Below are 25,848 nucleotides of genomic sequence, written 5' to 3' on the forward strand. Positions count from 1 at the left end.
CAAATCTTCTTAAAAACAAAAAGGCACCCCATTTTAGGAGTGCCTTTTTCAAATTTATAAAATATAAATTAGTTTACTGCACCTGCCAATTCAGCACCTGCCTTAAACTTCACAACGTTTTTAGCTGCAATTTGGATAGTTTTTCCAGTTTGTGGATTTCTACCTTCTCTAGCTTCTCTTTTAGATACAGACCAAGATCCGAAACCAACTAAAGAAACTCTTCCACCTTTTTTAAGAGATCCTTCAACATTTCCTAAAAAAGATTCTAAAGCTTTCTTTGCTGCTGCTTTTGTGATGCCAGCGTCTGCTGCCATTGCATCGATTAATTCTGTTTTGTTCATAATTGAATTAAATTAATTGTTGTTAAAATAATTTTATACTCTAACAAATTTATACGGATTTGTCGTTAACGCAAGTAAAATCAAGGGAAATACCCTATTTTGTTGATAACTTCGGGGGTTTGTTGATAAAGTAGGGTTTTTTCTACATTTCTTTCAGCCCTTTGATAGCAAGGCTTTAGCGCACATAAGCGTTTTTTGACAAATTAAGGCCATTTAAAACATCCTGGGTGGCCATTTTTCGTTTTCCGGGCAATTGAATTTCCATAAGCTTTAAAAAGCCTCCGTCAACGGCCACTTTAATGGTTTTTTTATCCAATACCAAGCTACCCGTTTCCTGTGAATGCGATTCTTCCTCTTTTTCAGCTGCATATATCTTTAAGAAGAGTTCCTCATCACCGTTGTACAAGGTGGTCCATGCGGCAGGATATGGGCTCAGGCCCCTGATGTGGTTGTAGATATCGGCTATGGGTAAGGACCAATTGATTTCACAGGTCTCTTTGTGAATTTTATGGGCCAATTTTAGCTCTCCCGTCTGTGGTTGTTTGATGGTCTTTACTTCTCCTGACTTGACGAGCTCAACGGTTTTTAAAACTAGATCGGCCCCAAGGTGCATCAATTTGTCGTGCAGGTCCCCAGCTGATTCCTCCGGACCAATAGTGGTTGCTTCCTGCAATATGATCTCTCCCGTATCAATTTTGTCATCGATAAAAAAGGTGCTGACCCCTGTTTCTGTTTCTCCGTTGATAATAGCCCAATTGATCGGAGCAGCTCCACGGTAATGGGGCAGCAGGGAGGCATGAAGGTTAAAAGTGCCAAATTCTGGCATTTCCCAAACGACTCTAGGCAGCATACGAAAGGCTACAATGATCTGTAGATTGGCTTCAAGGGCTCGCAGTTCTTTTAAAAAATCCTCGTTCTTTAGATTTGTTGGTTGTAGAACGGGCAGATCATGTTTCAAAGCGTATTGTTTGACCGCTGATTCCTGCAAATTTCTTCCACGTCCTGCAGGCTTATCGGGAGCTGTGATCACTCCGACCACATGGCAAGAGTTTTGGACAAGCTTGTCCAAAATGGCAACGGCAAAATCTGGGGTTCCCATAAATACGATTCGTAAATCTTTCATGTTATACTATTTTATATTCGTTTTTTGTGGTGATGGCTATGCGTCCATCTTCCAATAGGCCCTGTAATACGATCAAAATGGTTTCTTCCCTATAGGTCAGTGCCAAGGTTAGGTTTTTTGAGGACTGATCGCCTTTGCGCAATATTTTTAGAATATCGTCCACCACTAAATTTTGTATATCCGAATCTATCTTGTTTTTGCTCAGGCACACATCACAAATACCGCAGGCTTTCCTTTCTTCTCCAAAATAATGTAGTAATTGTTTGCTCCTACAAACCTTATCATTGTTGATATAGGACAACATACTTTCAATATTATTGATTTTGACCTGTTGCTGTTCCTTAACTTTTCTCGCGAAAATATTAATGGTCCGATCATCTTCCCGTGGGGCCAGAAAAATTATTTCCAGATCGCTGCTCTGTGCCTTATAATCAACAATGCCATCCGTATGCATTTCTTCAAGCGCTTGAAGGATTCGTTCCTCTGGGATATTGGTTTTTTTGGATATTAGTATGGGATTGATTTTGGTTGGATGTTCAAAAATGCCCCCATATGTCCTCAATATGGTTTGGATCAGTTGGGCAATAGACTTGTGGGTCTCCAAATAGTAAAATACCTGTGCTTTGGTGGCTATAAATTGAAGTGTGACCTTTTTGGCGAATGACTCTGAAAGGGAAATCACCGAATTTTGATCCAAGATCCGAAGCCCGTTATAGGTCAAAGAGGTATTTAATTTATAGGTGTCACAAAATCTATTGAAATGAAACTGAAACGTCTCAGCGGTACTTTCACCATAGGAAATTTGGAAATAGTTGTTTAATTTTCGATACAAAAGTTTTAGGAATTCAACATCCGGTAGAACGCTCAAAAATTGCTGTTTTACCTGGGTTTCATCCGCTTTGTTAAGAATCATCACAGCCTTGGCAGGTGCACCATCCCTTCCGGCCCTTCCGGCCTCTTGAAAATAGTTTTCCAAGCTATCAGGTATTTGATAGTGTACCACTAGTTCCACATCGGGCTTGTCTATACCCATTCCAAATGCATTGGTGGCTACCATGACCTGTACCTTGTTCTCCAACCATAATTGGAGCCGCTTCGTTTTTTCCTTTTTGGGAATGCCACCATGGAAAAAGGTAGTGGCACATTGATCGGAATTCAGGAGGTCCGACAGTTCTTGGGCAGACCTTCTTGTTCTCACATAGACTATGGCGCTTTTTTGCAGGCCTTGGCATAATTTTTTTAATTGGAACTTTTTGTCCTCATTCCAATTCACCTGAAAAGAAATGTTGTCCCTGGAAAACGAATCTTTGAAAACTGCAGCCGCTGATAATTGTAGGTTTTCCGTAATATCTTGAGCCACTTTTGGTGTTGCGGTAGCGGTAAGGGCAATTATCGGGACTTCCGGTAACAGTTCGCGAAGTACATTGCAATTGAGATAGGCTGGTCTAAAGTCGTTCCCCCATTGTGAGATACAATGTGCCTCATCAATAGCGATAAGGTTTACATTCATCCTTTGAATCCGTTCTTGTACAAGTTCTTGTTGCAAACGTTCCGGTGAGAGGTACAGGAACTTGTAATTGCCAAACATACAATTGTCCAAAAGGTCTATCACTTCATCGAAAGAAATACCTCCAGTTAAGGAGAGGGCCTTGATCCCCTTGTTTTTTAGGGCATCTACCTGATTTTGGATCAAAGCGATCAATGGAGATACCACAATGCAGAGTCCGTCCTTTGCCATGGCAGGGACCTGATAGCACAGTGATTTTCCACCACCGGTTGGAAGGAGGGCCAGAACATCCCTTCCTTGGATCACGGTCTCAATAATTTGTTCCTGTGACCCTCTAAATTGGGAAAAGCCCCAATATTTTTTTAATATTTCCTGAGGGTCCTTGATCACTATTAAATTTTTACTTTGTTGAGAATAAAGGACAACCTTTCTTCCACCGAACCCTTGGGCACGTGAATAGTGTTGTAGCCATATTTTTCATAGCTGGCCTCCAAGCAATCATGGATTCGAAGGGCCTCATCATAATTTTCATACCGTTCCCCGTCTGTCGCATAGATTTCCTTCCAAGGGGGCAAAAGAAATACCGTATCATAAATATACTTTTCACAGGCTTCAATATAGCTGTGGTCATAACTTTGGTCAAAACAGTCCAAATAGGCCACAACATCGGGTAGTCCACGATCCATAAAAACGTGCTCGGCCTTCATTTTTGATGCCTCGTGAAACTGGTTGATTCTGCCTTCGGTGATTTTTTTGCTGAACAATAGGGGGTCTGTCACAAACAGTTGTTCAATGCCCTGTTCCCTGGCTTCCAGGGTGACACTTCTGGATATTTCATGAATACAGGGCAGCCCCATCAATTCTATTTTTTCTACAATCGATGTTTTTCCGGTACTAGGACCTCCTGTGATAACAATTTTTTTTGGCTCCAATAAAAATGTTTTATGCGGCAAAGTTAATGAAATAGCTACTAGAGTAAAAAATTGCAGCGGTTACTTTATATTTGCAAAAAGAATTATATGGATCCTGAAAAATCGGAAGAATTTTACAGAAAGCTAAAAACCCAATTGGAAGAAACCAGCACATGGCCTTCCAATTACCTCTATAAATTTATTGTTCCCACTGATCAGGAACGTATTGTCCAAATCCATAAGATCTTTGATAATACGGGTGCGGTCATAGAGTCCAAACAATCCAAAAAAGGGAAATACACCAGTTTATCGATTACTGTAAATCTCAAAAATGCCGATGCGGTCATCGAAAAATATAAGGAAGTAGGGAAGGTCAAAGGGGTTATATCACTTTAATAATAGTAATTGTACCATATTTTTGTTAATTTGCAGTCCTTATAAGTTTACTTCACTTATTATTATTTATTTAAGCAAATTCTTTTAATTTGAATCTAGTAGAAAACATAGAGTACAATACTGAGCGCCCACAGCTCATTATTCCTGAGTACGGAAGACATTTCCAAAAAATGGTGGACCATGCCATGACCATCGAAGATAGATCGGAACGCAATAGGATTGCCAAGGCCATCATCAGTGTCATGGGTAATATTCAGCCGCATTTGAGGGATGTTCCGGACTTTCAGCACAAATTATGGGACCAACTGTTTATCATGTCCGATTTTAAGTTGGATGTGGATTCACCGTATCCCATTACAAGTAAAGAGATCCTTCAGAAGAAGCCGGATCCTCTTGCCTATCCACAAAATTTTCCGAAATACCGTTTTTATGGGAACAACATCAAAAGAATGATCGATGTGGCCGTGAAATGGGAAAAGGGCGACATGCGTGACGGTCTTGAATATGCCATTGCCAACCACATGAAAAAATGTTACCTGAACTGGAACAAAGACGTGGTAGATGATAGTGCCATATTCAATCATTTGTATGAACTGAGCAACGGACAGATCGATCTAAAGGGTGAAAACCTCACAGAAAGTGGACAGTTCCTTAAGAACAGGGTTGCCAAAACCCCAAGGAGCAGCAGTTCCAAGAAGAACCAAAGAAGCAGTACTAACCGCGGTAAAAAGCGATATTAATATTTTCAACGTAAATGGGAACATTTAGGATTGAAGGTGGACACCAACTACATGGTGAGATTACACCACAAGGAGCAAAAAATGAGGCACTACAAATTTTATGTGCCGTTCTATTGACTCCAGAAAGCGTTACAATCAACAACATACCCGACATTGTAGATGTCAATAAACTGATTTCCCTTTTGGAGGACCTTGGGGTCAAGATCCAAAAGAAAGGCAAAGGATCCTTTACCTTTAAGGCCGATGATGTGAATTTGGAATACCTCCAATCCGACCAGTTCAAAAAGGACGGTAGGGGTCTTAGGGGCTCCATCATGTTGGTAGGGCCTTTATTGGCTCGTTTTGGAAAAGGGTATATCCCAAAACCCGGAGGGGACAAAATAGGTCGTCGTCGTTTGGATACCCATTTCGAGGGGTTGATAAAACTGGGAGCAAAATTTAGGTACAACAAGGAAGAGTTGTTCTATGGGGTAGAGGCGAAAAAATTAAAAGGCACTTATATGCTTTTGGATGAGGCTTCTGTTACTGGAACGGCCAATATCCTAATGGCAGCCGTATTGGCAGAAGGGGAAACCACCATTTACAATGCAGCCTGCGAGCCTTATTTACAACAGTTGTGCAAAATGCTCAACAGGATGGGGGCAAAGATCACAGGAGTGGGCTCCAATTTGTTGAAAATTCAAGGAGTAGAAAAATTGGGTGGGACGGAGCATACCATGTTGCCCGATATGATTGAGATTGGAAGCTGGATTGGTCTTGCTGCCATGACCCGTAGTGAACTGACCATAAAAAATGTAAGTTGGGACGATCTGGGCCAGATCCCTACCGTTTTTAGAAAACTTGGGATTACCTTGGACCGCAAGGGAGACGATATTTACATTCCAGCCCATAAAGATGGGTACGAGATACAGAACTATATTGATGGATCCATTTTAACCATAGCCGATGCCCCATGGCCTGGTCTAACACCGGATTTGCTGAGTATAATCTTGGTGATGGCCACCCAGGCAAAGGGTGAAATATTGGTACATCAAAAGATGTTCGAAAGCCGTTTGTTCTTCGTGGATAAGCTGATAGATATGGGAGCAAAGATTATTCTTTGCGATCCGCATAGGGCAACGATCATTGGTCACGATTTTAAGTCGACCTTGAAGGCAACAACCATGGTGTCACCTGATATTAGGGCCGGAATTTCCCTGTTGATAGCGGCGCTATCGGCGAAAGGAACCTCTACCATCCATAATATTGAGCAAATAGATAGGGGTTACGAAAACATAGATGAACGTCTTAGGGCCATTGGTGCCAAGATCGTAAGGTTGTAATTTAGGGTTTTATCCATTCCAGGATACTCCAAACACAGATTAAATTCCATAACATAGTACGAATCCAATTTCTTTTTTCCAGTTGATGTAGATCTTCCGGGAAGAAGGAGTTGGATTCTATTTTTCGATGTAAGGGCACAAAAATGGAGAAGGTAATGACCCAAAGGGATAGTACAACAATAAAACTTCCAATAGTATATAAGGATTGGGCCCGGTAAACTTGGATGCCACTAATGATAAGCTGCCCGAGCATTAGGGGAATTACAATGTAGGCGATGCACGTCGTGTATTTGTGGTGCCATTTGACCAGATCAGGAATAGCAAAGAATTTAAAACTGGGATATACCACCAGTTGTACCATCCAGATCAGTACGACAAGGCCAAAATCAATTAAAACTCTTAAATTTTCAATCATCTATAGATGTAACTTGAAACAATTTATTTTTCAACGATAGATCCATCAGGGTATTGGGCAAACCTGCCTTTTTCTCGGGGGTGAACATGATCTGGATAGGGCCACGGCCATCCCCCAAATTGGGTCAATTGGTATTCTTGCATGGCCTGTTGTATCTCCTGGTCCGTATTCATTACAAAGGGGCCATATTTGGCAACCGGTTCATCTATTGGTTTTCCTTGAAGCATCAGAAAGGAAGCCTTGCTCGAGCTACTTTTTAGTACTGTTTCTTGGTCCGATTGCAAATCGATTCCATGAGAGGAAGCAATTTCCTTTTCGCCCACCAGGCAGTGGTCACCTTCATAGAAATATAGGCTCCTATTTACAGCTTTGCTAGTGGGGGGCAATACAAATTCGGAATTGGGTTCCAAATGGATATTCCATACCGCAACCTCATTTTCTGGATCTGCAGCCCATGAATTGGGAGCGGGTTTCGGTGCTACATTTCCTTTGAAGCTCCCAGCTATGACCTTGACCTTGGATCCATGGCTTTGTACCATGGGAATATCTTCATGCCATAACATGGCAAAATGGGGGTCCACAAATTTATTGGATTTGGGCAGGTTCAACCAGATCTGGAATAGCTCCAAGGGGTTTTCTTCCGCTGTTTTAAGTAACGGGAACATTTCGGAATGTTGTACCCCTCTGCCCGCTGTCATCCATTGAACATCTCCCTCTCCAAAGCGTCCCGCTGCGCCCAAAGAGTCGGAATGGTCACAGTACCCCTTGTTGACAATGGTAATGGTCTCAAACCCCCTATGTGGATGATAAGGAAAACCAGGGATGGTCTGTCCGTGATACATGCGCCATCCATCCTTTATGGTAAAATCATTTCCTAGATTTCTTCCTGCAAGGGAAGCAGCAGGTCCCATATCCTCATTGCCCTTGGGATAATGGTCCAAATGGAACACACAAAATAAAAAAGGATCCTGTGTTTGCCATGGGAAGCCCAAGGGGTACATGTTTTTGATGGAGTCTTTCATGATTGAAGAATTTAAATAAGGCGTAAAATATGCAGATTCAAAACTGTTAATATGCGGCATCGTTAATTTCTATCCAGTATCCTTCGGGGTCTCGGAGATAAATCTGTTTCACTCCATCGGCCCTTAGGGTAATGGCGCTCTTGGTTCCGGGCCAATCCTCATATTCAATATTATTTTTGTTCAGATGGGTGATAAACTCATCCAATTTCTGGGTAGAAAGGCAGAGATGCATGGACTTGTGTTTTTTCATGACCACCGTATCCTTTAAAATAAGGTGTAGCTGGGTATTCCCATGTACTTTGAACCAGCGGAATCCAGGATCATTGGTAGGATGGGGAATTTCTTTTAGTTGTAGGACGTTGGCGTAAAAATCACCACTTTTTTGTAGATCGTTCACGATCAAGGACGAATGGTCAATGGCAAAATCAAAGCTTTGGGCCTTGATCGTGGCAGTGCAAAGTAAGAGGAGCAATAAAGGAAAATATCTCATGAAATATAAGTTGTATTATGAGGATACAAGATACTCAAAATAACCAAAGCTCATGGCAGTGTTTTTTCCATGACCACATAGTCTATATGATCTTTTCTAAATGTGATGGACGTCTCCTGCAGACCAAATTTATGGTAAAAACCAACTTTATCCTTTCTAGCATTGCACCATATTCTCTTGACGCCTTGTTTTTGTGCTTCCTTTAGTACATGCTCCAAAATCTGACTACCATATCCCTTGTTCTGTTCTTGCGTCATAGTGGCCAATTTCCTAAACTGTGCCATATCCTCTTTTACGAATAAAGAAACAACTGAAAGAAGTTTTTCGTTCTCATATAGCCCAAAATGTCTGCCTTCCAGATCTTCGGGCAATTTTACGTACTCCAAAGGTTTATTGGGCCACATGACCTCCTGTCTCAATTTCCAGGTAGCATTTGCTGGGATGATTTTTATATGAATACCCATTTATAAATTGTATTTTCCTTTAATATCAATTGTTGGATCGGTTTAAATAGATGAAGATGAGATATTAAAAGCAGGTAAGGGCATTATTTTTAAAATTCTTAGGTCAGTCCGATTTATAAATGATTGTCCTATTCTTGCCTATACTTTGTCATAATTTCTTTAAAGAGTTCACCGGTGGAGGGTGGGGTATAGGATATGGCATTTGCCCCACATTGAATAACCCTTAAGATACTTTCATCATCTTTTCCCCCAGTGGCCAAAATGGCTACCTGATCATTGTACTCCCTGATACGATTTACAATTTGGTCTGTTTTATCGGCTCCGGAAACATTGAAGATGTCCACTCCGGCTTCAATTCTTCCTTTGAAATCGTCCTTTTCAGAAACAACGGTAATGGTCACCGGGATATCTATTTTCTCCTTTAGGCGTTTAATAAGATCATTGGGGGTAGGCTTATTGAGGACCACACCCAAAGCTCCTTGGTATTCTGCCTGCATGGCCAGTTCCAAAGACCTTTTTCCTGTGGTCATTCCGCCTCCCACACCACAAAAAATAGGTTTGTCGGCCGCAAGGATCAAAGCGTGGGCAATCATGGGTTGAGGTGTAAACGGATACACGGCAATAATAGCATTGGCATTGGTGTTTCGTATGATGGCCACATCGGTTGAAAAAAGGAAAGACTTTAAAAGCTGTCCAAAGACGCGGATGCCCGAACACTGTTCAATAGATTCGGGTACGGTAACAATGTTGTTCCGGAGCTTACTACCAAAGGAAGGGATGTCTCTCATGGCTTTTGTGATGGTACGATTTATAGTTCCTTATAACTTGACATTTTCAGATCTAAAAATAGGAATTGGCAGGAAACAATTTGCGTTTTATACAATCATCTTTTAACTCCATGCGTGGTGAAGGAAATTCCCTGTTGTCCCGTAGTGGAAATCATGACTGCCTCAAAAAGAGGTTCGTGTATGTTTTTTTTGGTCGCCCATTCAAAGGTGAAGTTGGCACCTGTTCCACCGTGCATATCATCTTGGTCTATGACAATGTGAATGGTTTCTAAAGGCTTAATGAAAATGGGCTCTTTAAAATACGTCCTTATCAATTTTCCTTTAGTATCAAAATAGTCCGTACGAAGGATATACACAGAATCTTTAGAACTGATATTGCGCAGACTCGCCGTAGCGGTTAAACTATGTGTCCCTTTTTCACTTCTATCATAGATTTCTGAATAGATGGACAAATACGTACTTCCCTTGACCAGACTATCGGTGGGATTGAGCTTTATTTTTCGCTTTTCCCAGTTTACGGGGTCCATATGACTTACTTCCTTGGATTCCTCACATCCAACAGTAATTAAAATACAGAATAGGAGTAGGCTTATGGACCTCATAATCACTAGTTTTTTAATCATAATATAATCTTTATAACAGTCAATCTTAAAATACGCTGACCTTGCTGTTTATGATTTTAGCTTAGTTGGTGCCTATTGGAGGAGGTCCTGCCGGTACTATGGCCTCGTAGACCTCGCTTCCTTTTCGTTCCTTGTATTCCGCTTTTACCTTTTCAACCAATTTAGGGTTTTCGAACAGGTCTAACATGGTCATTCCCATGGCTTTGGCTGCGTGTGCCATGCCTTTATGACCAATGCTCATTCCAGCACAGGCAACGACTGCCCAGGAGTGCCAAGGGGTGTCTTTGGGAGCAACCGTTACTCCCAAATTAATGTTTGCTACATTCCAACTGACATCTCCTACATCCGTAGATCCACCACCAGGATTTTCAATGGTTTCTTCCAAAGGGGTAATATTGCTGTCCATACCTACTTGAGCTTTTCCCGTTGCCTCTTGGATTTTTTTGCCAAAGGCGGTCTCTTCATCTGTATAGGTAATTGGTCCCAAAAGTTCTAAATTCTTCTGCATGATCTCTCCTCCGGAGCGGTTTACCAAGGTTTCATATATACCTGAAATCAAGGATATCTTATAATCCACATTGGCCATAATAGCAGCACCTTCTGCCATTTTCTGAACCCTTTCATAAACTGGCATCATGCCACTTCGCTTACTATCACGTACTCGGACCCATATTCTGGAGTAATCTGGAACCACATTGACCACTTGCCCCCCGTCTTGAATGTGGTAATGGATACGTACGGTTGGCTTAATATGTTCTCTATAATAATTGATACCATTGGTATACAATTCCAGGGCATCGGAGGCGCTTCGGCCGTTCCAAGGATCCATGGAGGCATGGGCTGCCTGCCCAAAAAATTCTACTTTAAAATCTACCAACGCCAAGGTACTTTGGACATCTGCCTTCGTATCCGCACTTGGGTGCCAACTAACGTTTACATCCACTCCATCCCAAATGCCTTCTCGGACCATCCAGATCTTACCAAAGAACTTTTCTTCTGAGGGGGTACCCATAAATTTGACGGTCCCTTTTATTTTTCCTTGTTCCATCAATTCTTTTACGGCAATGGCCGAACCTAAACTGGCTGCACCAAAAAGGTTATGTCCACATCCATGTCCGGCAGCCCCTTCGTTCAAAGGGTCTTTGGTAGGCAGCGCCTTTTGCGATATTCCGGGAAGGGCATCAAATTCTCCCAAAACACTAATAACGGGACTGCCGCTACCGTAGGTGGCAACAAATGCTGTGGGAATTCCTGCGACGCCACGCTCCACGGTAAAACCATTTTTTTCGGCATAGTCCGCCAATATTTTTGAGGATTGTTTTTCCTCGAAGGCTGTTTCTGCCAATGCCCATATAGAGTCGCTAATCTTGATCAAGGACGCCTCATGTCGTTCCACGGAAGCAATGATAGCCTTCTTGTTAGTGTTCATTTTTTGGGCAAATACCGTGGTGGAGGCCAGCAGTATCATGAGAAGCATTGTTTTTTTCATGTGTTTGGAATATTTATGCATTATTTTTTTGATCAAAATGGTTATAAGAGGTTGTAATCAGTTCAGTGAGAATATCCATGTCAATATCTGATAAATTTTTAATATAGAGGCAGGATTTTCCCGTTTTGTGCGGCCCCAATTTATCCATTAGTTCTTGGAACCCTCCAAAACCAGACATGATATAAAGTGTTAGATTTTGTTTCCTGGGAGAAAAGCCGGTAAGAAGTATATCGCCTTCCCTACCACTATCGTATTTGTAATGGTAGCTGCCAAAACCTACAATGCTGTCTCCCCACATTACAGCAGGTTCACCTGTAATCCCTTCCATTAGCTGGCGCATGGCGAAAGAGTCTTTCCTTCGCGTCTCATTCTCAATGGAATTTAAGAAATCGGTAACCGGGGCATTGGTAGGTGTTGTTTTATTTCCGGACATCTTTTTAAGCTTTCCTAAAGATAACAATTATGAAAGAACGCCAAAAATAAAACAGCTCTACTGTTTATGTTGATTATGGGGTTTTTGCTTGTCCCATACAGGTCTTCCCGGCAACGTATGCTTGTTTATAATTCTGGCACCTTCTATTTTTACTTGCCTGGAATTTTTAGACTTGTACAGGGTATCACTGGCATATATTCTTGCCTGATGTAGATCAACAATGGGATGTGGATAATCTATACCAAGAGCGAAGTTTAAAAACTGTTGTTCCATGCTGGGAATGTTCCATGGCTCGTGGACGTATTCCTTTGGAAGATTTACCAATTCTGGGACCCATTTTTTTATGAAACGACCTTCTGGGTCGTGCTCTATTCCGTTTTTAACGGGATTGTAAATCCTGATGGTGTTTATTCCTGTTTCCCCTGCCTGCATGTTGAGTTGTGGAAAATGTATGCCTGGTTCAAAATCCAAAAAGTGTTGTGCTAAATGTTCCGTACAATCTTGCCATGGCTGCCATAATAGATGGGTGAAGAACGATGCCAGGAGGGCCCGTAGCCTAAAATTGACAAATCCGGTCTGTACCAGACAGCGCATAGCGGCATCAACCATGGGCACTCCCGTACGACCTTCCCGCCATGCCTGTTGAAAATCTGGCCTTATGGGTTTGACCAGCTGGTGGTACCCTGAATTTATACTTACAAATTCCATGCTTCCCTCCATTTCAAATTTTTGAATGAAGTGTGCCTGCCAACGAAGGCGGGAAAGAAATGAATTTAAGGTTCTTTTATCCTTGACGTCATTTTTATGGTTGGCCGCGAATTGACACACCTGTATCATGGATAGATTTCCCCAAGCCAAATAAGGGGAGAGTCTACTACTGTGCTTTCTGGACGATAGGGGTTTGGAATAATGAAAATTGTATCCCGATATCCTTTGCTCAATAAAAGAGCGCAAATATTTGACACCTTGGGAGGTGCCTCCTTTTTGTAAATTGGGTTGATGGACCCATGAAAGATCTGGAGCACTAAAAATTGGTTTGAATGTGGTGTGGAGTTCTTCGGTCGAATAAAACCGTCCGGCTTCCATACTTGGGTTGATAGGATTTTGATTCATGAAGGACACCCAATCTTTCTGCCATTCCGACCTATTTTTACGACCTCGGAAAACTCCATTTTGGATACTTTCCTCCCAAGTAATATTATGGTTTCTGCACCATTGGGCAACTTGTTTGTCCCGCTGATAGGTGATGAGCATACCCGTTTCCTGATGTGAGAACAAATGGGTTATTTTTTCCACGTCCTGCAGTTTCTGCAATGCCTCGGGAATATCTTCGGAAATACAGAACACTTCGGTATGGTGTGCTGCCAGTTGCATGTTGATGTCTATGAGACTTTGCTTGATAAAGTTAAAATGTAATTCGCTATAATGCGGATCTTTTGTCCAAAAAGGCTCGAAGCTATAGAGCAACAAAATTTTCTGCTTTGTCGCTATAGCTTTTGCCAAAGGCTCATGGTCCATGAGTCTTAAGTCCCTTTTAAACCAAACAATGACCATTATGCCAAAGCCTGCTTATAGGTACTTAAACAGCGTTCCCTTGCCTCTTTATGGTCTACCATTTTATCAGGATAAGAGCTTTTTTCCAATTCAGGTATCCATTTATGAATGTATTGCTTTTGCTTGTCGAACTTATCAATCTGGGTCATGGGATTGAAAATCCTGAAGTAAGGAGCAGCGTCCACGCCGCTTCCCGCTGCCCATTGCCAGTTCCCCACATTACTGCTCATTTCATAATCCATAAGCTTTTCTGCAAAGTACGCCTCTCCCCAGCGCCAATCGATCAACAGGTGCTTGCACAAAAAGCTAGCCACCAACATTCTTACCCTATTGTGCATATAGCCCGTAGCATTGAGTTCCCGCATCCCAGCATCTACAAGGGCGTATCCTGTTTGTCCATTTTTCCATTTTTCAAACTCCTCTTCATTGTTTCTCCAAGGAATCCGGTCGTATTTAGATTTAAAGGCATCGGTAACCGTATGTGGAAAATGCCACAGGATCTGCATAAAAAATTCTCGCCATACCAATTCGCTCCAGAAGACATCATTTTTTTCAGCCAAGGCCTTTTTCATCATTTTTCGGATCGATACCGTTCCAAATCGTAAATGAGGTCCTAATCTGGAGGTGCCATTTTCCATTGCCGGGAAATTACGGGTATCCTCGTAGTTTTCTATAAGGGTTGGAGTTACATCGTAATCATGGACTTTGATGTCCGATGCTTTAAACCCAATATCGGATAAGGAAAGATTGGGAAGCCTACTATGTTGAATTAGGTTTTGAAGGTATTGGCTAGTGTAGTGAATTTTCAGATCTTCTTTCTCTGAAAAGGCTTCTTTCCATTTTTTTTTATAAGGGGTGTACACCACATAAGGATCTCCATCGTCTTTGACCACCTCGTTTTTTTCAAAAATCACCTGATCTTTAAAGGTATGAAATGGGATATTGATTGTTTCCAAAAGTTCTTCAATCCCAGAATCCCTCTTCAAAGCATATGGCTCATAATCCCTATTGGTATAAACTTCGGCAATTTCGTATTCTTCAAGAAGTTTTTTGAAGGTGTCCTTTGGTTTGCCCTTGAGAATGGCAATAGAGCTATTGTGTTGATTTTGGAGCTCGGACCGCATCTGTTGCAACGTTTCATGTATAAAGTTTACTCTAGGGTCATCTTCAGGGAGTTTTTCCAGAATTTCACTGTCGAAAATGAAAATGGGCAGCACAGGGTATTCACCTTTCAACGCCGCTAAAAATCCCACGTTGTCATCGAGGCGTAAATCCCTTCTAAACCAAAAAATGGAAACCTTCTTACTCATGTACAATGTTACTTTTTAATTGATATTCAAGGTAGATAGACCTCCATCTACACCAATAATCTGTCCGGTCATCCAGCTACTATCATCGCTCAATAAAAATACGGCTATATTCGCAATATCTTCGGGTGTCCCCACTCTTTTTAAAGGGTGCCTGTCGGCCATGGCCTCTCTCTTTTTCTCGTTGTTCAAAAGTCTTGTGGCCAACGGAGTATCTACAAGGGAAGGAGCTACTACGTTTACCCTTAATTTTGGAGCATATTCAGCAGCGAGCGACTTAGCAAATCCTTCAATGGCACCTTTAGAGGCAGAAACACTGGTGTGGAATGGCATACCACTGGTAACTGCGACCGTACTAAAGAAAACCATGCTGGCATTATCGGCCATTTTTGGCATAATGGTTTTTAAGACCCTTACAAGACTAAAAAAGTTCAACTGCATATCTTGTTCAAAGGTATCCAGTCCCATCATCTTGAACGGTTTTAAGTTGATACTACCCGGGCAAAATACAAATCCATGGATTTCTTCCGGTAATTGATCAGTGCCTATCTCGTCTTTGGTAGCATCAAATAAAATATGTTCTACATCAAGGTTGTCCAAGCCTTCATTGGTTCTTGAAGCAATAAATAAATTGTGATCTGAAGCTATTTGTGAAACAATAGCATGTCCTATTCCATGTGTTCCTCCAATTAATACAATGTTCTTTTTCATATGTTCTGTTTCTTATTTATAATATATCCGTTTTGTTAAAAGGAATCAAAAATTAATTCATTGGGCATATTCTCCATGGATCCAAATAAACTGGTCAATTTTTGCTCTCTGAATTTAAAAATTTGCTTGAGTTGATTTTTTACTAGTAAGGGATGGGCCATCTGTCCCAATATCCCCAAGGGTATCTTATAATCGATGATATCTTCCATGATCACGCCACCTTCAATAGGGTTGATAAAGTGCTTGTGGTGCCATAGGGCATAGGGTCCAAATAATTGTACATCCACAAAGTAATGCCCGTGGTCCACGTGGGTGATTTCTGAGACCCATTTGGTAGTAAATCCAGGAAATGGGGAAACCTTATATTGTATGATCTGACCAGGGAACATGGGCTTATCGGCCCCTGATAGAATATGAAAGCCCATATGCTCTGGGGTGATTTCCTTGAGGTTCTTAGGCTGGGATAAAAACTCCCACGCTTCTTTTTGAGTAATGGGCAATGCTTGTTTGGAACGCAGTTGGTACAATTTCATGGCTTAGGTTTGTCCAAAGATAAGTGTATTTATGTTTAAATTATAATTATAAAAGTTAAACAAAATTAAAATATCAAGAATTTTGAAAGCATCATATTGAGGAATGGGTTTTATGTCATCGGGATATTGAACACAGATAGCCGAATTTATTTATTCGTTGGTTCTAAATTTGTAAATTTCCCCAAGCGTTATAATCATGAAAGCAGTTGGTTTTGTTTATTTCTTTTTTTTAGTTGTTGCCATCAGCCAGGCGCAGGACAATGTGAGGGAATTGGGTATGATGCCCCAAGCTGTTTTTGAGACTTCGGGGTTAATCTACCACAACAATAAACTAATCACCCACAATGATTCTGGCAATACCGCCCAACTTTTTGAATTGGATACCCTTACCTTGGAAATAACGCGTATCATCAATATTGACAATGCAATCAATGTAGACTGGGAGGACATCACGCAGGATGACACCTATATCTACATTGGGGATATAGGTAACAACAATGGCAGTAGGCAGGATTTATCCATATATAGGATATTGAAAAGGGATTATGACCGGTCCGATATTGTGATGGCCGAAAAGATAGAATATGCCTATACTGACCAGACCAACTTTGATTCAAGTCCCAATAGCGATTGGGATGCCGAGGCTCTTTTTGTTTTGGGGGAGGAGCTGGTGGTTCTGACCAAACAATGGCAAAAAAATGGGACTGCAGCCTATTCCATTCCCAAAATCCCTGGGACCTATAAGGCATTAAAGATTGGGGATTATCCTGTAAATGGTTTGGTTACCGGTGCCAGTTTTAATCCAGATACCGAAGTCCTTTACCTCATTGGGTATTCAAAATTCTTACTTCCTTTTACCGTCCGGGCAGACAACTTGGGTTCGGAGAATTTGTTTTCCGGTTCTGTGGTGAAAAAGGAGTTGAACTTAGGTTTTTTACAAGTGGAAGGGATTACCTATAGGGATGAAAACCACTATTATTTTTCTTCCGAAAGGTTTACCAGCAATAGTCCTATGATTACTTCGGAATCCCGGCTCTTTTCCTTTGATACATCCGATAACGTTATTGTAGAACCAGCCCCTGTAGAAGATAAACATGGCCTACGCATATATAAAAGATTTGGCTCCAATGAACTGGAATACGATATTAATAGCGAAATTTTGGGGAGGGCCATTTTTGATGGTAATGGGAGGAGAGTAAAATATATTTTGGGAAAGGATATTAGGGAAAATACCGTCAACCTGGCCACCCTGAGTTCAGCCATCTATTATCTTACCTTTTATACGGACAAGGGGATCGTTTCGGCACCCTTTTGGATGAATTGAAAAGAAAGCACCACACTATTATTTAAGAAACCCTTAACAAATCTACCCTTGTATTATAAGTAGTTTTGAGGAAACGTATAAATCGTAATCAAATGAAAAAAATAGTACTAGTATTATTAGCTGTTGTTGCCACATATTCAGTACAGGCGCAAATTGAGACTCCAGCTCCAAGTCCTGCTGCAAAAGTATGGCAGACTGTGGGATTAACAGAGGTAACCTTGGAATATTCCAGACCATCCATGAGAGGAAGAACCGTCTTTGGAGATTTGGTTCCTTTTGACATGCTATGGCGTACTGGTGCCAATGCAAGGACAAAAATCACTTTTAGTGACGATGTAATGGTAGACGGACAGACCCTTAAGGCTGGTTCTTATGCCATATTCACTAAGCCCGGTGCAACTTCTTGGGAGGTATTTTTCTACACAGATACTCAAGGAGGAGGAACTCCAGCAACTTGGGATGAGTCCAAAGTAGCTGCAAAGACTACAGTAGAAGTATATAACATGGAAATGCCCATTGAAACATTTACCATGACTTTCGATGATTTGACGAGCAATTCTGCTGTTTTGGGAATACTTTGGGAAAAGGTTTATGTAGGTGTTAAGTTTGAAGTTCCTACCGATGCCATGGTGATGAAGGATATAGAAAAAACAATGGCTGGTCCAGATGCTGGAGATTATTATGCCGCTGCTGTATATTTCTATAGTGAAGGAAAAGACATCGCAAAAGCAAAAGCTTGGATGGATAAGGCAATGGCCATGACCGCCAAACCGGCATTCTGGCAATTGAGACAACAATCATTGATCTTGGCCAAATCTGGGGACAAGAAAGGTGCTATTGAAGCCGCCAAAAAGTCTTTGGCCGGTGCAGAAGCTGCGGGGAATGCAGATTATATTAAAATGAACAAAGATTCCCTAAAAGAGTGGGGTGCAAAATAAATGGAACCCCTAAAAAATACCAAAAAGCCCAACTGTACTGCAGTTGGGTTTTTTTTATGTACCAAATAAAGAATATGGATTCCTTAAATAGGAGGTAACAGTTGGGTGGCATTTTGTCTGGATTACCTTTTTGATCCAATGAACATTTTATGTGGAAAGCAATTCTAAACTATTCCCTATCTGGACAGGGTAATGGATAGCGGTTATACCTGTTTTGGCCTTATAGGCTGTAATAATTTCCTTTATGGCCTTCGCTGCAAGTTCCTTTTTGATCAGATTGATGGTACAACCGCCAAAACCGCCTCCCATCATTCTAGATCCGATTACGCCCAACTGTTGTACGGCAATATTCACCAAGAAATCCAATTCTTTTGTACTAACGTCATAGTCTGTGGATAGCGATGAGTGGCCTTCCCATAGGAGGGTTCCCACACCTATTGCATCTCCTTCCTTCAGGGCTTTGGCCATTTTTAGGACACGATCATTTTCTTGGATAACATGAAAGGCCCTCCTGTAATCTATCTTCGAGATAGTACCTTCTATGCTCTTCAGATCCTCTAAGGAAGCGGCCCTTAATGATGTTATGTTCTTGTTGCGTTCCTTTAGTCTATCTAAGACGGCTTCGCATGATTTTCTGCGTAAATTATATTCGGAATCCACGGCCAATTCATGTTTCACGTTGGAATTGATCAATATCCATTGATACCCTTTTAATTTGATGGGAATATATTCAAAGCTTAGATCTTGGCAATCCAAGAATAGGGCGTGGGATTTTTTACCGAACAATACCGCATATTGGTCCATCAAACCGCAGTTCAAACCTATACGGTGTTCTGCTGCTTGCGCAATAAGGGCTATTTCTGATCTGGGGATATTTAAATTGAAGGTCACAGAAACGGCATAGGTAAAGCCGCAGCAAAGTGCAGCCGAAGAGGATAGGCCAAAACCGATGGGAATATCACCCCCAAATACACAGTCCAACCCCTGAACGGGATATTTTCTTTCCAACAAGATTCCCCATATTGCCTGGAAATAATTTCCCCATGGAGATTCAAATTTACCCGGCGTACCATCTACGGATAGCGTGATTTTTTCTGGCTGACTTAAAAAAGCTTCAATCTGAAGGGATTTGGTGTTATTTTTTTGAATGGCAAAGTAGATCGATTTTTCTATGCTAGCCGGCAATACATAACCTAAATTATAATCGGTATGCTCCCCAATAATGTTGATCCTGCCAGGGGCTTTCACCATGATGGGATGGCGACCGTAATGTTCTTTAAAGTATGCCGCTACTATTCCTTGTGTCATCTAAAAATAAAATATAAAAACAATGGAAGGTGTACCTTACTGATGAGGATACCTCCTGCCAGTAAGCTATAACGTTCTATCCCTACTTACAGTGCATTAGGGGTCATGGTTTTAACAAAAGATATGTTGTACTAAAAAATCTTATTCCTCGTGAACCGGTATTTATAAGTCTTCAGGCTTGATGGGCGGATTTTTGAGCAACCTATCAAATCCTTCCAGGATATGGGCGAGAAGAATGACCAGGGCACAACCAAAAGCATTTAACCAAAGGTAGGACATCCAATCGTATTTAAATCCTATGATCACTATTATCTGTGTGATAATGGCCGCAACAAAAACACCATTCCCTTTAATAAATTTAAAGAAGAATGCAATGAGGAAGATACCCAATACATTTCCATAGAATATAGAGCCAATAATATTCACCAATTGGATAAGATTATCAAATAAATTTGCCACGCAGGCAATCAAAATAGCTACGATTCCCCATAATAGGGTGAACAACTTGGATACCTTCACGTAATGCTCTTCCGTAAGTCCGGCCGTCTTGTACCGCTTGTAAAGATCCAGTGCGGTTATGGTTCCCAAGGCATTCAGCTCCGAAGCAGTGGAGGACATGGCAGCAGATAATATTACGGCCAACAATAGTCCCACAAGTCCCTTGGGGAGGTAATTTAAGATAAAATGTATAAATACATAATCCTTGTCATTGGTTTCAATGGCACCATCTGCTTTTTGGATCATGGCTTTGGCGGCGTCCCTGTTATATCTTTCTTTTTTATTGATGGAAATAATATCCTGCTTAGCATCTTCAGTGGCACCGTACTCCTTAAGGTCCAAGGCTGCTGAATACCTATTTTGGGCCATTTTCTTTTCTATTTCCAACTCCAAATGGCCTTCCTCCAAGATTTCATAGTCTTTTGCCAAGGGAGATTGCATTACGGCATTGGTTGCAGCGGGATTGAAATTCAAAGGAGATGGGTTGTATTGGTAAAAAACAAAAACCATCACCCCGACCAAGAGGATAAAGAATTGCATGGGTATTTTTAAGATCCCATTGAAAATTAATCCCAATTGGCTTTCCCTGATTGATTTCCCGGATAGATAACGCTGTACCTGACTCTGATCCGTGCCGAAATATGCTAGGGCCAAGAACAATCCACCGGTAATACCGCTCCAAAAAGTATATCTGGTATCCGTATCGAATTCAAAATTCAGGATGTCCAATTTATTGCTGGCACCTGCAATTTTCAGGGCCTTACTAAAATTAATATCGTTGGGTAAGTACCCCAGGATAAAAAAGAAGGCAATGAACATTCCTGTCATGATAATGAACATTTGCTGCTTTTGAGTGACACTGACAGCTTTTGTTCCACCGGAAACGGTGTAGATGATCACCAAAATTCCAATGATGATATTCAAGGTCCTTAAATCCCATCCGAGAACTGCCGATAATATAATGGAAGGGGCATAAATGGTAATTCCAGCGGATAAACCGCGTTGAATCAGGAAAAGGAAGGCTGTTAGGGTCCGCGTCTTTAAGTCGAACCGGTTCTCCAAAAGCTCATATGCGGTATATACCTTTAATCTATGATAAATGGGGATGAAAACAATACAGATGATGATCATCGCCAATGGAAGTCCAAAATAGAATTGGACGAATCCCATACCGTCGTGGAATGCCTGTCCGGGCGTGGATAAAAAAGTAATGGCACTTGCCTGGGTTGCCATTACGGAAAGGCCGATAGTCCACCATTTTGCCTCGCTTCCTCCTAAAACATAGTCATTGACACTTTTGCTGCCCCTTGTTTTCCACACCCCATAACCTACAATAAATAATAAGGTTCCTATCAGGATACTCCAGTCTAATGTTCCCATATTACTTATTCAATGTCATTATAAAGTAAAAAATAACGATATAGATTACGTTTAAAATAATGACCGCGGTATATTCTTTTTTCCAATCAAATTTATCTTGCATGGTTAGTTTTTTGGCGTGTTATCCAGGTTGCTATTAGTTTTGCCTAAAGATAACATATTTGCGAATAGTTTATAGGCGCCGGCAACACCTTCCGGTAATTCCCTAAAGAAGCTCAAACCGGTGTATATATAATTACCTTTTCCATATGGTGCCACCAAAAGGCTTCCCTGGGTAGCGGACTCCCCTTTGTCGTGCATGGATAGAATAGGGGTGAACTCCTTGCCCCATTCGTTTGGAAAATACAATCCCCTTTCTTGAACCCATCCCTTGAAATCATTTTCGGTGATCTGGTTCGGGACATTGACCAAGGGATGGTTATTTGCCAATATGGTCACCGGAGAATTTTCATCGGTCACGCGATCCCTGGAAACGGTAAGGGGGTAGGGGGCGAGATTAGGGAAATCCAGACCACTTCTTCCAGAGGTATTGTACTGGATTATAAGATTCCCACCATTTTTTACATAGTCCAGCAAATATCTTTGCTTAAACCTCAGGGCATCCACAACGTTATAGGCCCTTATCCCAACAACAATTGCATCATAATTGGCCAATGTACCTTCCTGAACCTCATTCAGATCAATGGGAAACACCTTGTAACCGATCTGTTCCAAGCTTTTTGGTACATCATCACCTGCTCCCATGATGTAACCTATATTTTCTCCTGCCTTTTGGATATTAAGGCGGACTGCTTTTATGGAGGCTGGCAATAATACGGATTGCCTTGGAATATGATCGTAATTGATGATTACCAATTCTTGGGAGTATACCTTTTTGTCTATGGTCACTTTGGGAGTTATTTCCCCCTCACTTTCTTTATTTGGAGGTGTTACTTTAAAGTGTACCGTGTTTTCATCACCTTTCTGAGCAATGGAGAAATCAATTTCAGAGGGGGTCACTTTCCAACTTGGCGGAACGGACAATGAAATCTTTCCGGCAACATTATCTCTCCCAGCCCTGATCTGAACTGGAATATCCTTGGAATTTGAGTCAGAGAATATGATGACCTTATCATTTATTCTGGCAGTAATTTCCGGTAATACTTCAAAGGGTTCATAAAGTTCTCCCTTGTCCGGTTTTGAATAATGATGGACCACTGGTCTTTTAAGGGCTATGGGCGTACCTTCAATTGCCATATGGAAGGTTGCCATAAATGGAATTGGGGTTTCTGCTCTTCCAATAAGTTCTTGGTCATCTACGGTATACATTCCCAGACTACCTTTTTTGGCAAGCCAATAGGGACTGGTATAATTGGTGTTCTCAGGGATTTTAAAATCTATTTTAAAGTTCTCCTTGATATTGGTTTTTAAGGGTATGTTTGTTGAAAGCGATGTTGCATTCCCCGTGATCGAAACACTGTTCAACTTAAGATCTGCCTTACTGCGTTTCAATGCTTCCACATCAATGGTAATCTTGCTTCCGGGAACTGCATCGGTCTCTTCGGAGGAAGCTTCCAGATAGAGTCCTAGGACATTGGCAATGACTTCCTCCAATTCTAAGGTTTTGATAGCCTTCCAATGCTCATCCGAAATATTCTGGAGTAGCTTGTAGGCCGCTAACAATTGCGGTAGGTGTTGGGAGGGGTCTTTGAAATTGAAGTTGTTTTCTACCCCATACAATAGTTCTCCAATGGCTTTTCCCCCTTTCACCCTGGACCAAGAGGTGTCTATGCCATCAAATATATTGTCCTTATTTTTGGGCAAGTCCCCTTTGAGCAGTTCAATATATTCATTTTCACTACCTCTACTTGAAACACGACCAAATCCTTGACATAAATGCTGACTGCTGGCCATAGAGGCAATCTCATTATTGGAAAGGCCCATCAAAGGGTAATAAACACCTACATCCAACGAAAGCATCTTGGACTTATCTGCATTTCTAAAATTCTCTTCACTGCCATAAAACCACCAGCTGGTATTGAAGAACAATCGTTTCGGTTGCCAGGTATCTGTTAGGGATAATTGCGATGCATAGGCACTCTGGTCACTGGCAAGATCAAACGCCTCTACACTCAGCATGGCTGATGAGGTATGGTGGCCATGCGTGGAGCCGGGAGACCTATGGTCGAACCGATTGATGATCACATCTGGTTTAAGAGTCCTTATGGCCCAAACAACATCGCCCAATACAGCCTTTTTGTTCCATATTTCCAAGGTTTCATCCGGATGTTTGGAGTAACCAAAATCGTTGGCCCTTGTGAAAAATTGCTCACCTCCATCTATTCTGCGGGCGGCCAATAATTCTTCTGTTCTGAGCACCCCCAATAATTCCCTCAACTCGGTTCCTATAAGATTTTGCCCTCCATCACCACGGGTCATGGACAAATAGGCCGTTCTGGCCTTGACCTCGTTGGATAGGTATGAAATAAGCCTTGTGTTTTCATCATCTGGATGGGCTGCGATATATAGGGCAGTACCCAAAAAATTTAACTTTTGGACCGAATGGTAAATATCGGATGTGGAGCTTTTTTTTGGCAGTTGGGCTATGAGCAGATTGGTGGAAAAGATGATCCCAAAACAAAATACCAGAAAATGGCGCATACGGAAGATTTTTAGTTGGCTTTCAAATATAGAAAGATTAACAACCAACCTCCATTTTTTAGAACTTCTTTAACAAGACTATAGTATTCCACTGCCATCCTCATCCAAGTGCACCTGTTTCTCAATAAGGACCACTCCTTTTTGCAGTAATAGATTATTGGGGTAGGTAAGCTGTTCCCCTTGGTCGTTCATCAGGTGAAAATAAAATGCCTTAATATCCAATATCACGGCCTCATCGGGGAAGTCCTTATCCAAAATTCGAATTCTGTCACCAATTTTGAATGGAAAGGAGAAAAACAGAATGACCCCTGCCGTAATATTGCTCAAAATGGACCAGTTGGCAAATAAAGCGACACCCAGTACCGCGAAAACAGAGGAAAATACGACACCTAATTCCTCTACATTGACACCCCATATAAAAATTAGTACACCAAGTCCTAACATGGTATGGCCTACGGAAACATATTTTATGACCAACCTTGTCCTGGCCTCATGGATATCTCCCAGTTTCCCGACTTTTCTTATCGCTTTGGTACTGGCAATTCTAGAAATGAGCAAAACCAAGATACAAATAGTGGTACCCAGTAATTCCCTTTTGTATATATAAAAAAACTCCTCCATTATCTTAAACCTAAACTATCGCGCAAAAATAGGTCACTGTTGTGATTTTCTTGCCAATAAGGTGTGTTTAATGTTTTTATTTTTGTGGCGCGTGTCGTAAGTTGCTTTGCCCCAGGGCCAAAGCCACTAGGTGCCGTTTCCGACCAATTTTCAATGGTATAGGGAAAATGGGAGCTGAAGTTGATTTCCAAGGTCCTATCCAGTTCGGGATAGGAAATGATATAATTGTTCATGGTTCCTTTGTTGGTGAGAGTTGCCGATGCTTCATAGGCCCTTAATTCCTTATGGTTTAACCGCACATATTCCAAGGAAGGAATAATTTGGATGGTACCTGTAGGGAGGCTATTTGGATCAACCCTGATCTTGTTCCATAATTCATCCTCCAAAAGGGCCTTTTCCAATTGGAATTCTTGATCTGCCTCACTTTCAAAATAGGAATGGGACATAATGTCAAATTTCTCCCTATTGTTCAATTGGGCATATACATGACCGCACCATTCCTGCACGCTATTGGAAATTTTGATGGCATGGCCATTATCATGTACGGGGTAGAAGGTACTCGTCATGATAGAGTAGGGGTAAATTCCCGTCAAAAACTTTTTGGTAGTATTTAATTTTAGCACTGGGATATTACTTGAAGCCGTCCTGTCTGCCTTTACTTGTTTATCCGCTAAAAATGGCTCCGTCACATAGATCAGCACAGCCTCACCACCTCTCATTTCCCCATACCTGGCCTGCTCCAATGTATATGAAGTAATCTCTGCCGTTCCCGAATACCAATAATCTTTAAAAGCTTGGGATAGTTCTTTTCTGGGAGCAACCCTATCTTGGACGCTGCTTTCTTTTGGTGATGTTTCCTCGGTCTTTGCTACTTTTCTACAAGACATAAAGGAGAGGGTCAGCAGAACAATACATAGGAAATGCTTTCTAAAAAGTAAAGGAAGTTTCATAGTGTGGTGTTTTTCTCAAA

General features: G+C 41.4%; 26 protein-coding genes. 5 read left to right on the forward strand and 21 right to left on the reverse strand.

What is annotated here, in order from left to right; all coding sequences use genetic code 11:
- Positions 1-68: 68 nt before the first annotated feature.
- The 4 genes from WAA86_RS06585 to WAA86_RS06600 form a co-directional block, all read right to left on the reverse strand.
- Entirely contained in the window at positions 69-341 is a 273-nt protein-coding gene (locus WAA86_RS06585; RefSeq protein ID WP_337300197.1) for an HU family DNA-binding protein, read from the reverse strand.
- Between the two features lie 175 nt (positions 342-516).
- Entirely contained in the window at positions 517-1,464 is a 948-nt protein-coding gene (fmt, locus tag WAA86_RS06590; protein WP_337300198.1) for a methionyl-tRNA formyltransferase, read from the reverse strand.
- A gap of 1 nt (position 1,465) precedes the next feature.
- The gene (locus tag WAA86_RS06595) at positions 1,466-3,361 is read right to left on the reverse strand and encodes a RecQ family ATP-dependent DNA helicase (RefSeq protein WP_337300199.1); all 1,896 of its coding nucleotides are present in this window, start codon (positions 3,359-3,361) and stop codon (positions 1,466-1,468) included.
- Between the two features lie 2 nt (positions 3,362-3,363).
- Positions 3,364-3,903 carry an ATP-binding protein gene (locus tag WAA86_RS06600; protein ID WP_337300200.1) on the reverse strand — a complete coding sequence of 180 codons (540 nt, stop codon included), beginning with the start codon at positions 3,901-3,903 and terminating at the stop codon, positions 3,364-3,366.
- An 87-nt stretch (positions 3,904-3,990) separates the two neighbouring features.
- Here WAA86_RS06600 and WAA86_RS06605 point away from each other — a divergent pair, with 87 nt between their 5' ends.
- The 3 genes from WAA86_RS06605 (at position 3,991) to murA (ending at position 6,340) form a co-directional block, all read left to right on the forward strand.
- Positions 3,991-4,278: a DUF493 family protein gene (locus WAA86_RS06605; RefSeq protein ID WP_337300201.1), complete on the forward strand. Its 288-nt coding sequence runs from the start codon at positions 3,991-3,993 to the stop codon at positions 4,276-4,278.
- Positions 4,279-4,367: 89 nt separating this feature from the next.
- Complete coding sequence (locus tag WAA86_RS06610; RefSeq protein ID WP_337300202.1) at positions 4,368-5,018, forward strand: DUF4290 domain-containing protein; 651 nt, start codon at positions 4,368-4,370, stop codon at positions 5,016-5,018.
- Between the two features lie 14 nt (positions 5,019-5,032).
- Positions 5,033-6,340 (forward strand): UDP-N-acetylglucosamine 1-carboxyvinyltransferase, encoded by a 1,308-nt coding sequence (gene murA, locus WAA86_RS06615; RefSeq protein ID WP_337300203.1) that lies wholly within the window; start codon positions 5,033-5,035, stop codon positions 6,338-6,340.
- Between the two features lies 1 nt (position 6,341).
- Here murA and WAA86_RS06620 read toward each other — a convergent pair whose 3' ends face one another.
- The 12 genes from WAA86_RS06620 to WAA86_RS06675 form a co-directional block, all read right to left on the reverse strand.
- Positions 6,342-6,755 (reverse strand): hypothetical protein, encoded by a 414-nt coding sequence (locus WAA86_RS06620; RefSeq protein WP_337300204.1) that lies wholly within the window; start codon positions 6,753-6,755, stop codon positions 6,342-6,344.
- Positions 6,756-6,778: 23 nt separating this feature from the next.
- Complete coding sequence (locus WAA86_RS06625; RefSeq protein WP_337300205.1) at positions 6,779-7,777, reverse strand: pirin family protein; 999 nt, start codon at positions 7,775-7,777, stop codon at positions 6,779-6,781.
- Positions 7,778-7,823: 46 nt separating this feature from the next.
- Positions 7,824-8,267 carry a VOC family protein gene (locus WAA86_RS06630; RefSeq protein WP_337300206.1) on the reverse strand — a complete coding sequence of 148 codons (444 nt, stop codon included), beginning with the start codon at positions 8,265-8,267 and terminating at the stop codon, positions 7,824-7,826.
- A 50-nt stretch (positions 8,268-8,317) separates the two neighbouring features.
- On the reverse strand, positions 8,318-8,731 hold the full coding sequence (locus WAA86_RS06635; protein ID WP_337300207.1) for a GNAT family N-acetyltransferase: 414 nt from the start codon (positions 8,729-8,731) through the stop codon (positions 8,318-8,320).
- A 128-nt stretch (positions 8,732-8,859) separates the two neighbouring features.
- Positions 8,860-9,519, reverse strand: a complete 660-nt coding sequence (locus tag WAA86_RS06640) for a hydrolase (protein ID WP_337300208.1) — start codon at positions 9,517-9,519, stop codon at positions 8,860-8,862.
- A gap of 95 nt (positions 9,520-9,614) precedes the next feature.
- Positions 9,615-10,142, reverse strand: a complete 528-nt coding sequence (locus WAA86_RS06645; RefSeq protein WP_337300209.1) for a DUF3124 domain-containing protein — start codon at positions 10,140-10,142, stop codon at positions 9,615-9,617.
- A 61-nt stretch (positions 10,143-10,203) separates the two neighbouring features.
- Positions 10,204-11,631 carry an amidohydrolase gene (locus WAA86_RS06650; protein WP_337300210.1) on the reverse strand — a complete coding sequence of 476 codons (1,428 nt, stop codon included), beginning with the start codon at positions 11,629-11,631 and terminating at the stop codon, positions 10,204-10,206.
- 13 nt (positions 11,632-11,644) lie between these two features.
- A complete protein-coding gene (locus tag WAA86_RS06655) occupies positions 11,645-12,064 on the reverse strand; it encodes a DUF1801 domain-containing protein (protein ID WP_337300211.1) in 420 nt (139 codons plus the stop codon).
- A 57-nt stretch (positions 12,065-12,121) separates the two neighbouring features.
- Positions 12,122-13,618 carry a cryptochrome/deoxyribodipyrimidine photo-lyase family protein gene (locus WAA86_RS06660; RefSeq protein ID WP_337300212.1) on the reverse strand — a complete coding sequence of 499 codons (1,497 nt, stop codon included), beginning with the start codon at positions 13,616-13,618 and terminating at the stop codon, positions 12,122-12,124.
- Entirely contained in the window at positions 13,618-14,928 is a 1,311-nt protein-coding gene (locus WAA86_RS06665; RefSeq protein ID WP_337300213.1) for a cryptochrome/photolyase family protein, read from the reverse strand. The genes WAA86_RS06660 and WAA86_RS06665 overlap by 1 nt, the downstream gene beginning before the upstream one ends.
- A gap of 15 nt (positions 14,929-14,943) precedes the next feature.
- On the reverse strand, positions 14,944-15,636 hold the full coding sequence (locus WAA86_RS06670) for an SDR family NAD(P)-dependent oxidoreductase (RefSeq protein WP_337300214.1): 693 nt from the start codon (positions 15,634-15,636) through the stop codon (positions 14,944-14,946).
- A 35-nt stretch (positions 15,637-15,671) separates the two neighbouring features.
- Positions 15,672-16,169 carry an SRPBCC family protein gene (locus WAA86_RS06675; RefSeq protein ID WP_337300215.1) on the reverse strand — a complete coding sequence of 166 codons (498 nt, stop codon included), beginning with the start codon at positions 16,167-16,169 and terminating at the stop codon, positions 15,672-15,674.
- Between the two features lie 196 nt (positions 16,170-16,365).
- Here WAA86_RS06675 and WAA86_RS06680 point away from each other — a divergent pair, with 196 nt between their 5' ends.
- Together WAA86_RS06680 and WAA86_RS06685 are read left to right on the forward strand one after the other, a co-directional pair.
- Positions 16,366-17,493, forward strand: coding sequence for a T9SS C-terminal target domain-containing protein (locus WAA86_RS06680; RefSeq protein WP_337300216.1), 1,128 nt, complete (start codon positions 16,366-16,368; stop codon positions 17,491-17,493).
- A gap of 92 nt (positions 17,494-17,585) precedes the next feature.
- Positions 17,586-18,431, forward strand: a complete 846-nt coding sequence (locus WAA86_RS06685; protein WP_337300217.1) for a DUF2911 domain-containing protein — start codon at positions 17,586-17,588, stop codon at positions 18,429-18,431.
- Positions 18,432-18,578: 147 nt separating this feature from the next.
- Here the strand turns inward: WAA86_RS06685 and galK are convergent, their stop codons facing one another.
- From galK to WAA86_RS06710, 5 genes are all read right to left on the reverse strand, one after another.
- The gene (gene galK / locus WAA86_RS06690) at positions 18,579-19,739 is read right to left on the reverse strand and encodes a galactokinase (protein WP_337300218.1); all 1,161 of its coding nucleotides are present in this window, start codon (positions 19,737-19,739) and stop codon (positions 18,579-18,581) included.
- Between the two features lie 162 nt (positions 19,740-19,901).
- Complete coding sequence (locus WAA86_RS06695; protein WP_337300219.1) at positions 19,902-21,617, reverse strand: sodium:solute symporter; 1,716 nt, start codon at positions 21,615-21,617, stop codon at positions 19,902-19,904.
- A 105-nt stretch (positions 21,618-21,722) separates the two neighbouring features.
- A complete protein-coding gene (locus WAA86_RS06700; RefSeq protein WP_337300220.1) occupies positions 21,723-24,257 on the reverse strand; it encodes a PIG-L family deacetylase in 2,535 nt (844 codons plus the stop codon).
- A gap of 78 nt (positions 24,258-24,335) precedes the next feature.
- Complete coding sequence (locus tag WAA86_RS06705; protein WP_337300221.1) at positions 24,336-24,878, reverse strand: mechanosensitive ion channel domain-containing protein; 543 nt, start codon at positions 24,876-24,878, stop codon at positions 24,336-24,338.
- Complete coding sequence (locus tag WAA86_RS06710; RefSeq protein WP_337300222.1) at positions 24,878-25,828, reverse strand: septum formation inhibitor Maf; 951 nt, start codon at positions 25,826-25,828, stop codon at positions 24,878-24,880. Before WAA86_RS06710 ends, WAA86_RS06705 begins: the two co-directional genes overlap by 1 nt.
- Positions 25,829-25,848: the final 20 nt, after the last annotated feature.

Source organism: Sediminicola sp. 1XM1-17, assembly GCF_037203765.1.
Classification (GTDB): domain Bacteria; phylum Bacteroidota; class Bacteroidia; order Flavobacteriales; family Flavobacteriaceae; genus Sediminicola.

Coding starts and splice junctions, on each gene's coding strand:
- WAA86_RS06585 (WP_337300197.1), bottom strand. CDS start 341: ATGAACAAAACAGAATTAATCGATGCAATGGCAGCAGACGCTGGCATC.
- fmt (WP_337300198.1), bottom strand. CDS start 1,464: ATGAAAGATTTACGAATCGTATTTATGGGAACCCCAGATTTTGCCGTT.
- WAA86_RS06605 (WP_337300201.1), top strand. CDS start 3,991: ATGGATCCTGAAAAATCGGAAGAATTTTACAGAAAGCTAAAAACCCAA.
- murA (WP_337300203.1), top strand. CDS start 5,033: ATGGGAACATTTAGGATTGAAGGTGGACACCAACTACATGGTGAGATT.
- WAA86_RS06620 (WP_337300204.1), bottom strand. CDS start 6,755: ATGATTGAAAATTTAAGAGTTTTAATTGATTTTGGCCTTGTCGTACTG.
- WAA86_RS06625 (WP_337300205.1), bottom strand. CDS start 7,777: ATGAAAGACTCCATCAAAAACATGTACCCCTTGGGCTTCCCATGGCAA.
- WAA86_RS06630 (WP_337300206.1), bottom strand. CDS start 8,267: ATGAGATATTTTCCTTTATTGCTCCTCTTACTTTGCACTGCCACGATC.
- WAA86_RS06635 (WP_337300207.1), bottom strand. CDS start 8,731: ATGGGTATTCATATAAAAATCATCCCAGCAAATGCTACCTGGAAATTG.
- WAA86_RS06640 (WP_337300208.1), bottom strand. CDS start 9,519: ATGAGAGACATCCCTTCCTTTGGTAGTAAGCTCCGGAACAACATTGTT.
- WAA86_RS06645 (WP_337300209.1), bottom strand. CDS start 10,142: ATGATTAAAAAACTAGTGATTATGAGGTCCATAAGCCTACTCCTATTC.
- WAA86_RS06650 (WP_337300210.1), bottom strand. CDS start 11,631: ATGAAAAAAACAATGCTTCTCATGATACTGCTGGCCTCCACCACGGTA.
- WAA86_RS06655 (WP_337300211.1), bottom strand. CDS start 12,064: ATGTCCGGAAATAAAACAACACCTACCAATGCCCCGGTTACCGATTTC.
- WAA86_RS06660 (WP_337300212.1), bottom strand. CDS start 13,618: ATGGTCATTGTTTGGTTTAAAAGGGACTTAAGACTCATGGACCATGAG.
- WAA86_RS06665 (WP_337300213.1), bottom strand. CDS start 14,928: ATGAGTAAGAAGGTTTCCATTTTTTGGTTTAGAAGGGATTTACGCCTC.
- WAA86_RS06670 (WP_337300214.1), bottom strand. CDS start 15,636: ATGAAAAAGAACATTGTATTAATTGGAGGAACACATGGAATAGGACAT.
- WAA86_RS06675 (WP_337300215.1), bottom strand. CDS start 16,169: ATGAAATTGTACCAACTGCGTTCCAAACAAGCATTGCCCATTACTCAA.
- WAA86_RS06680 (WP_337300216.1), top strand. CDS start 16,366: ATGAAAGCAGTTGGTTTTGTTTATTTCTTTTTTTTAGTTGTTGCCATC.
- WAA86_RS06685 (WP_337300217.1), top strand. CDS start 17,586: ATGAAAAAAATAGTACTAGTATTATTAGCTGTTGTTGCCACATATTCA.
- galK (WP_337300218.1), bottom strand. CDS start 19,739: ATGACACAAGGAATAGTAGCGGCATACTTTAAAGAACATTACGGTCGC.
- WAA86_RS06695 (WP_337300219.1), bottom strand. CDS start 21,617: ATGGGAACATTAGACTGGAGTATCCTGATAGGAACCTTATTATTTATT.
- WAA86_RS06700 (WP_337300220.1), bottom strand. CDS start 24,257: ATGCGCCATTTTCTGGTATTTTGTTTTGGGATCATCTTTTCCACCAAT.
- WAA86_RS06705 (WP_337300221.1), bottom strand. CDS start 24,878: ATGGAGGAGTTTTTTTATATATACAAAAGGGAATTACTGGGTACCACT.
- WAA86_RS06710 (WP_337300222.1), bottom strand. CDS start 25,828: ATGAAACTTCCTTTACTTTTTAGAAAGCATTTCCTATGTATTGTTCTG.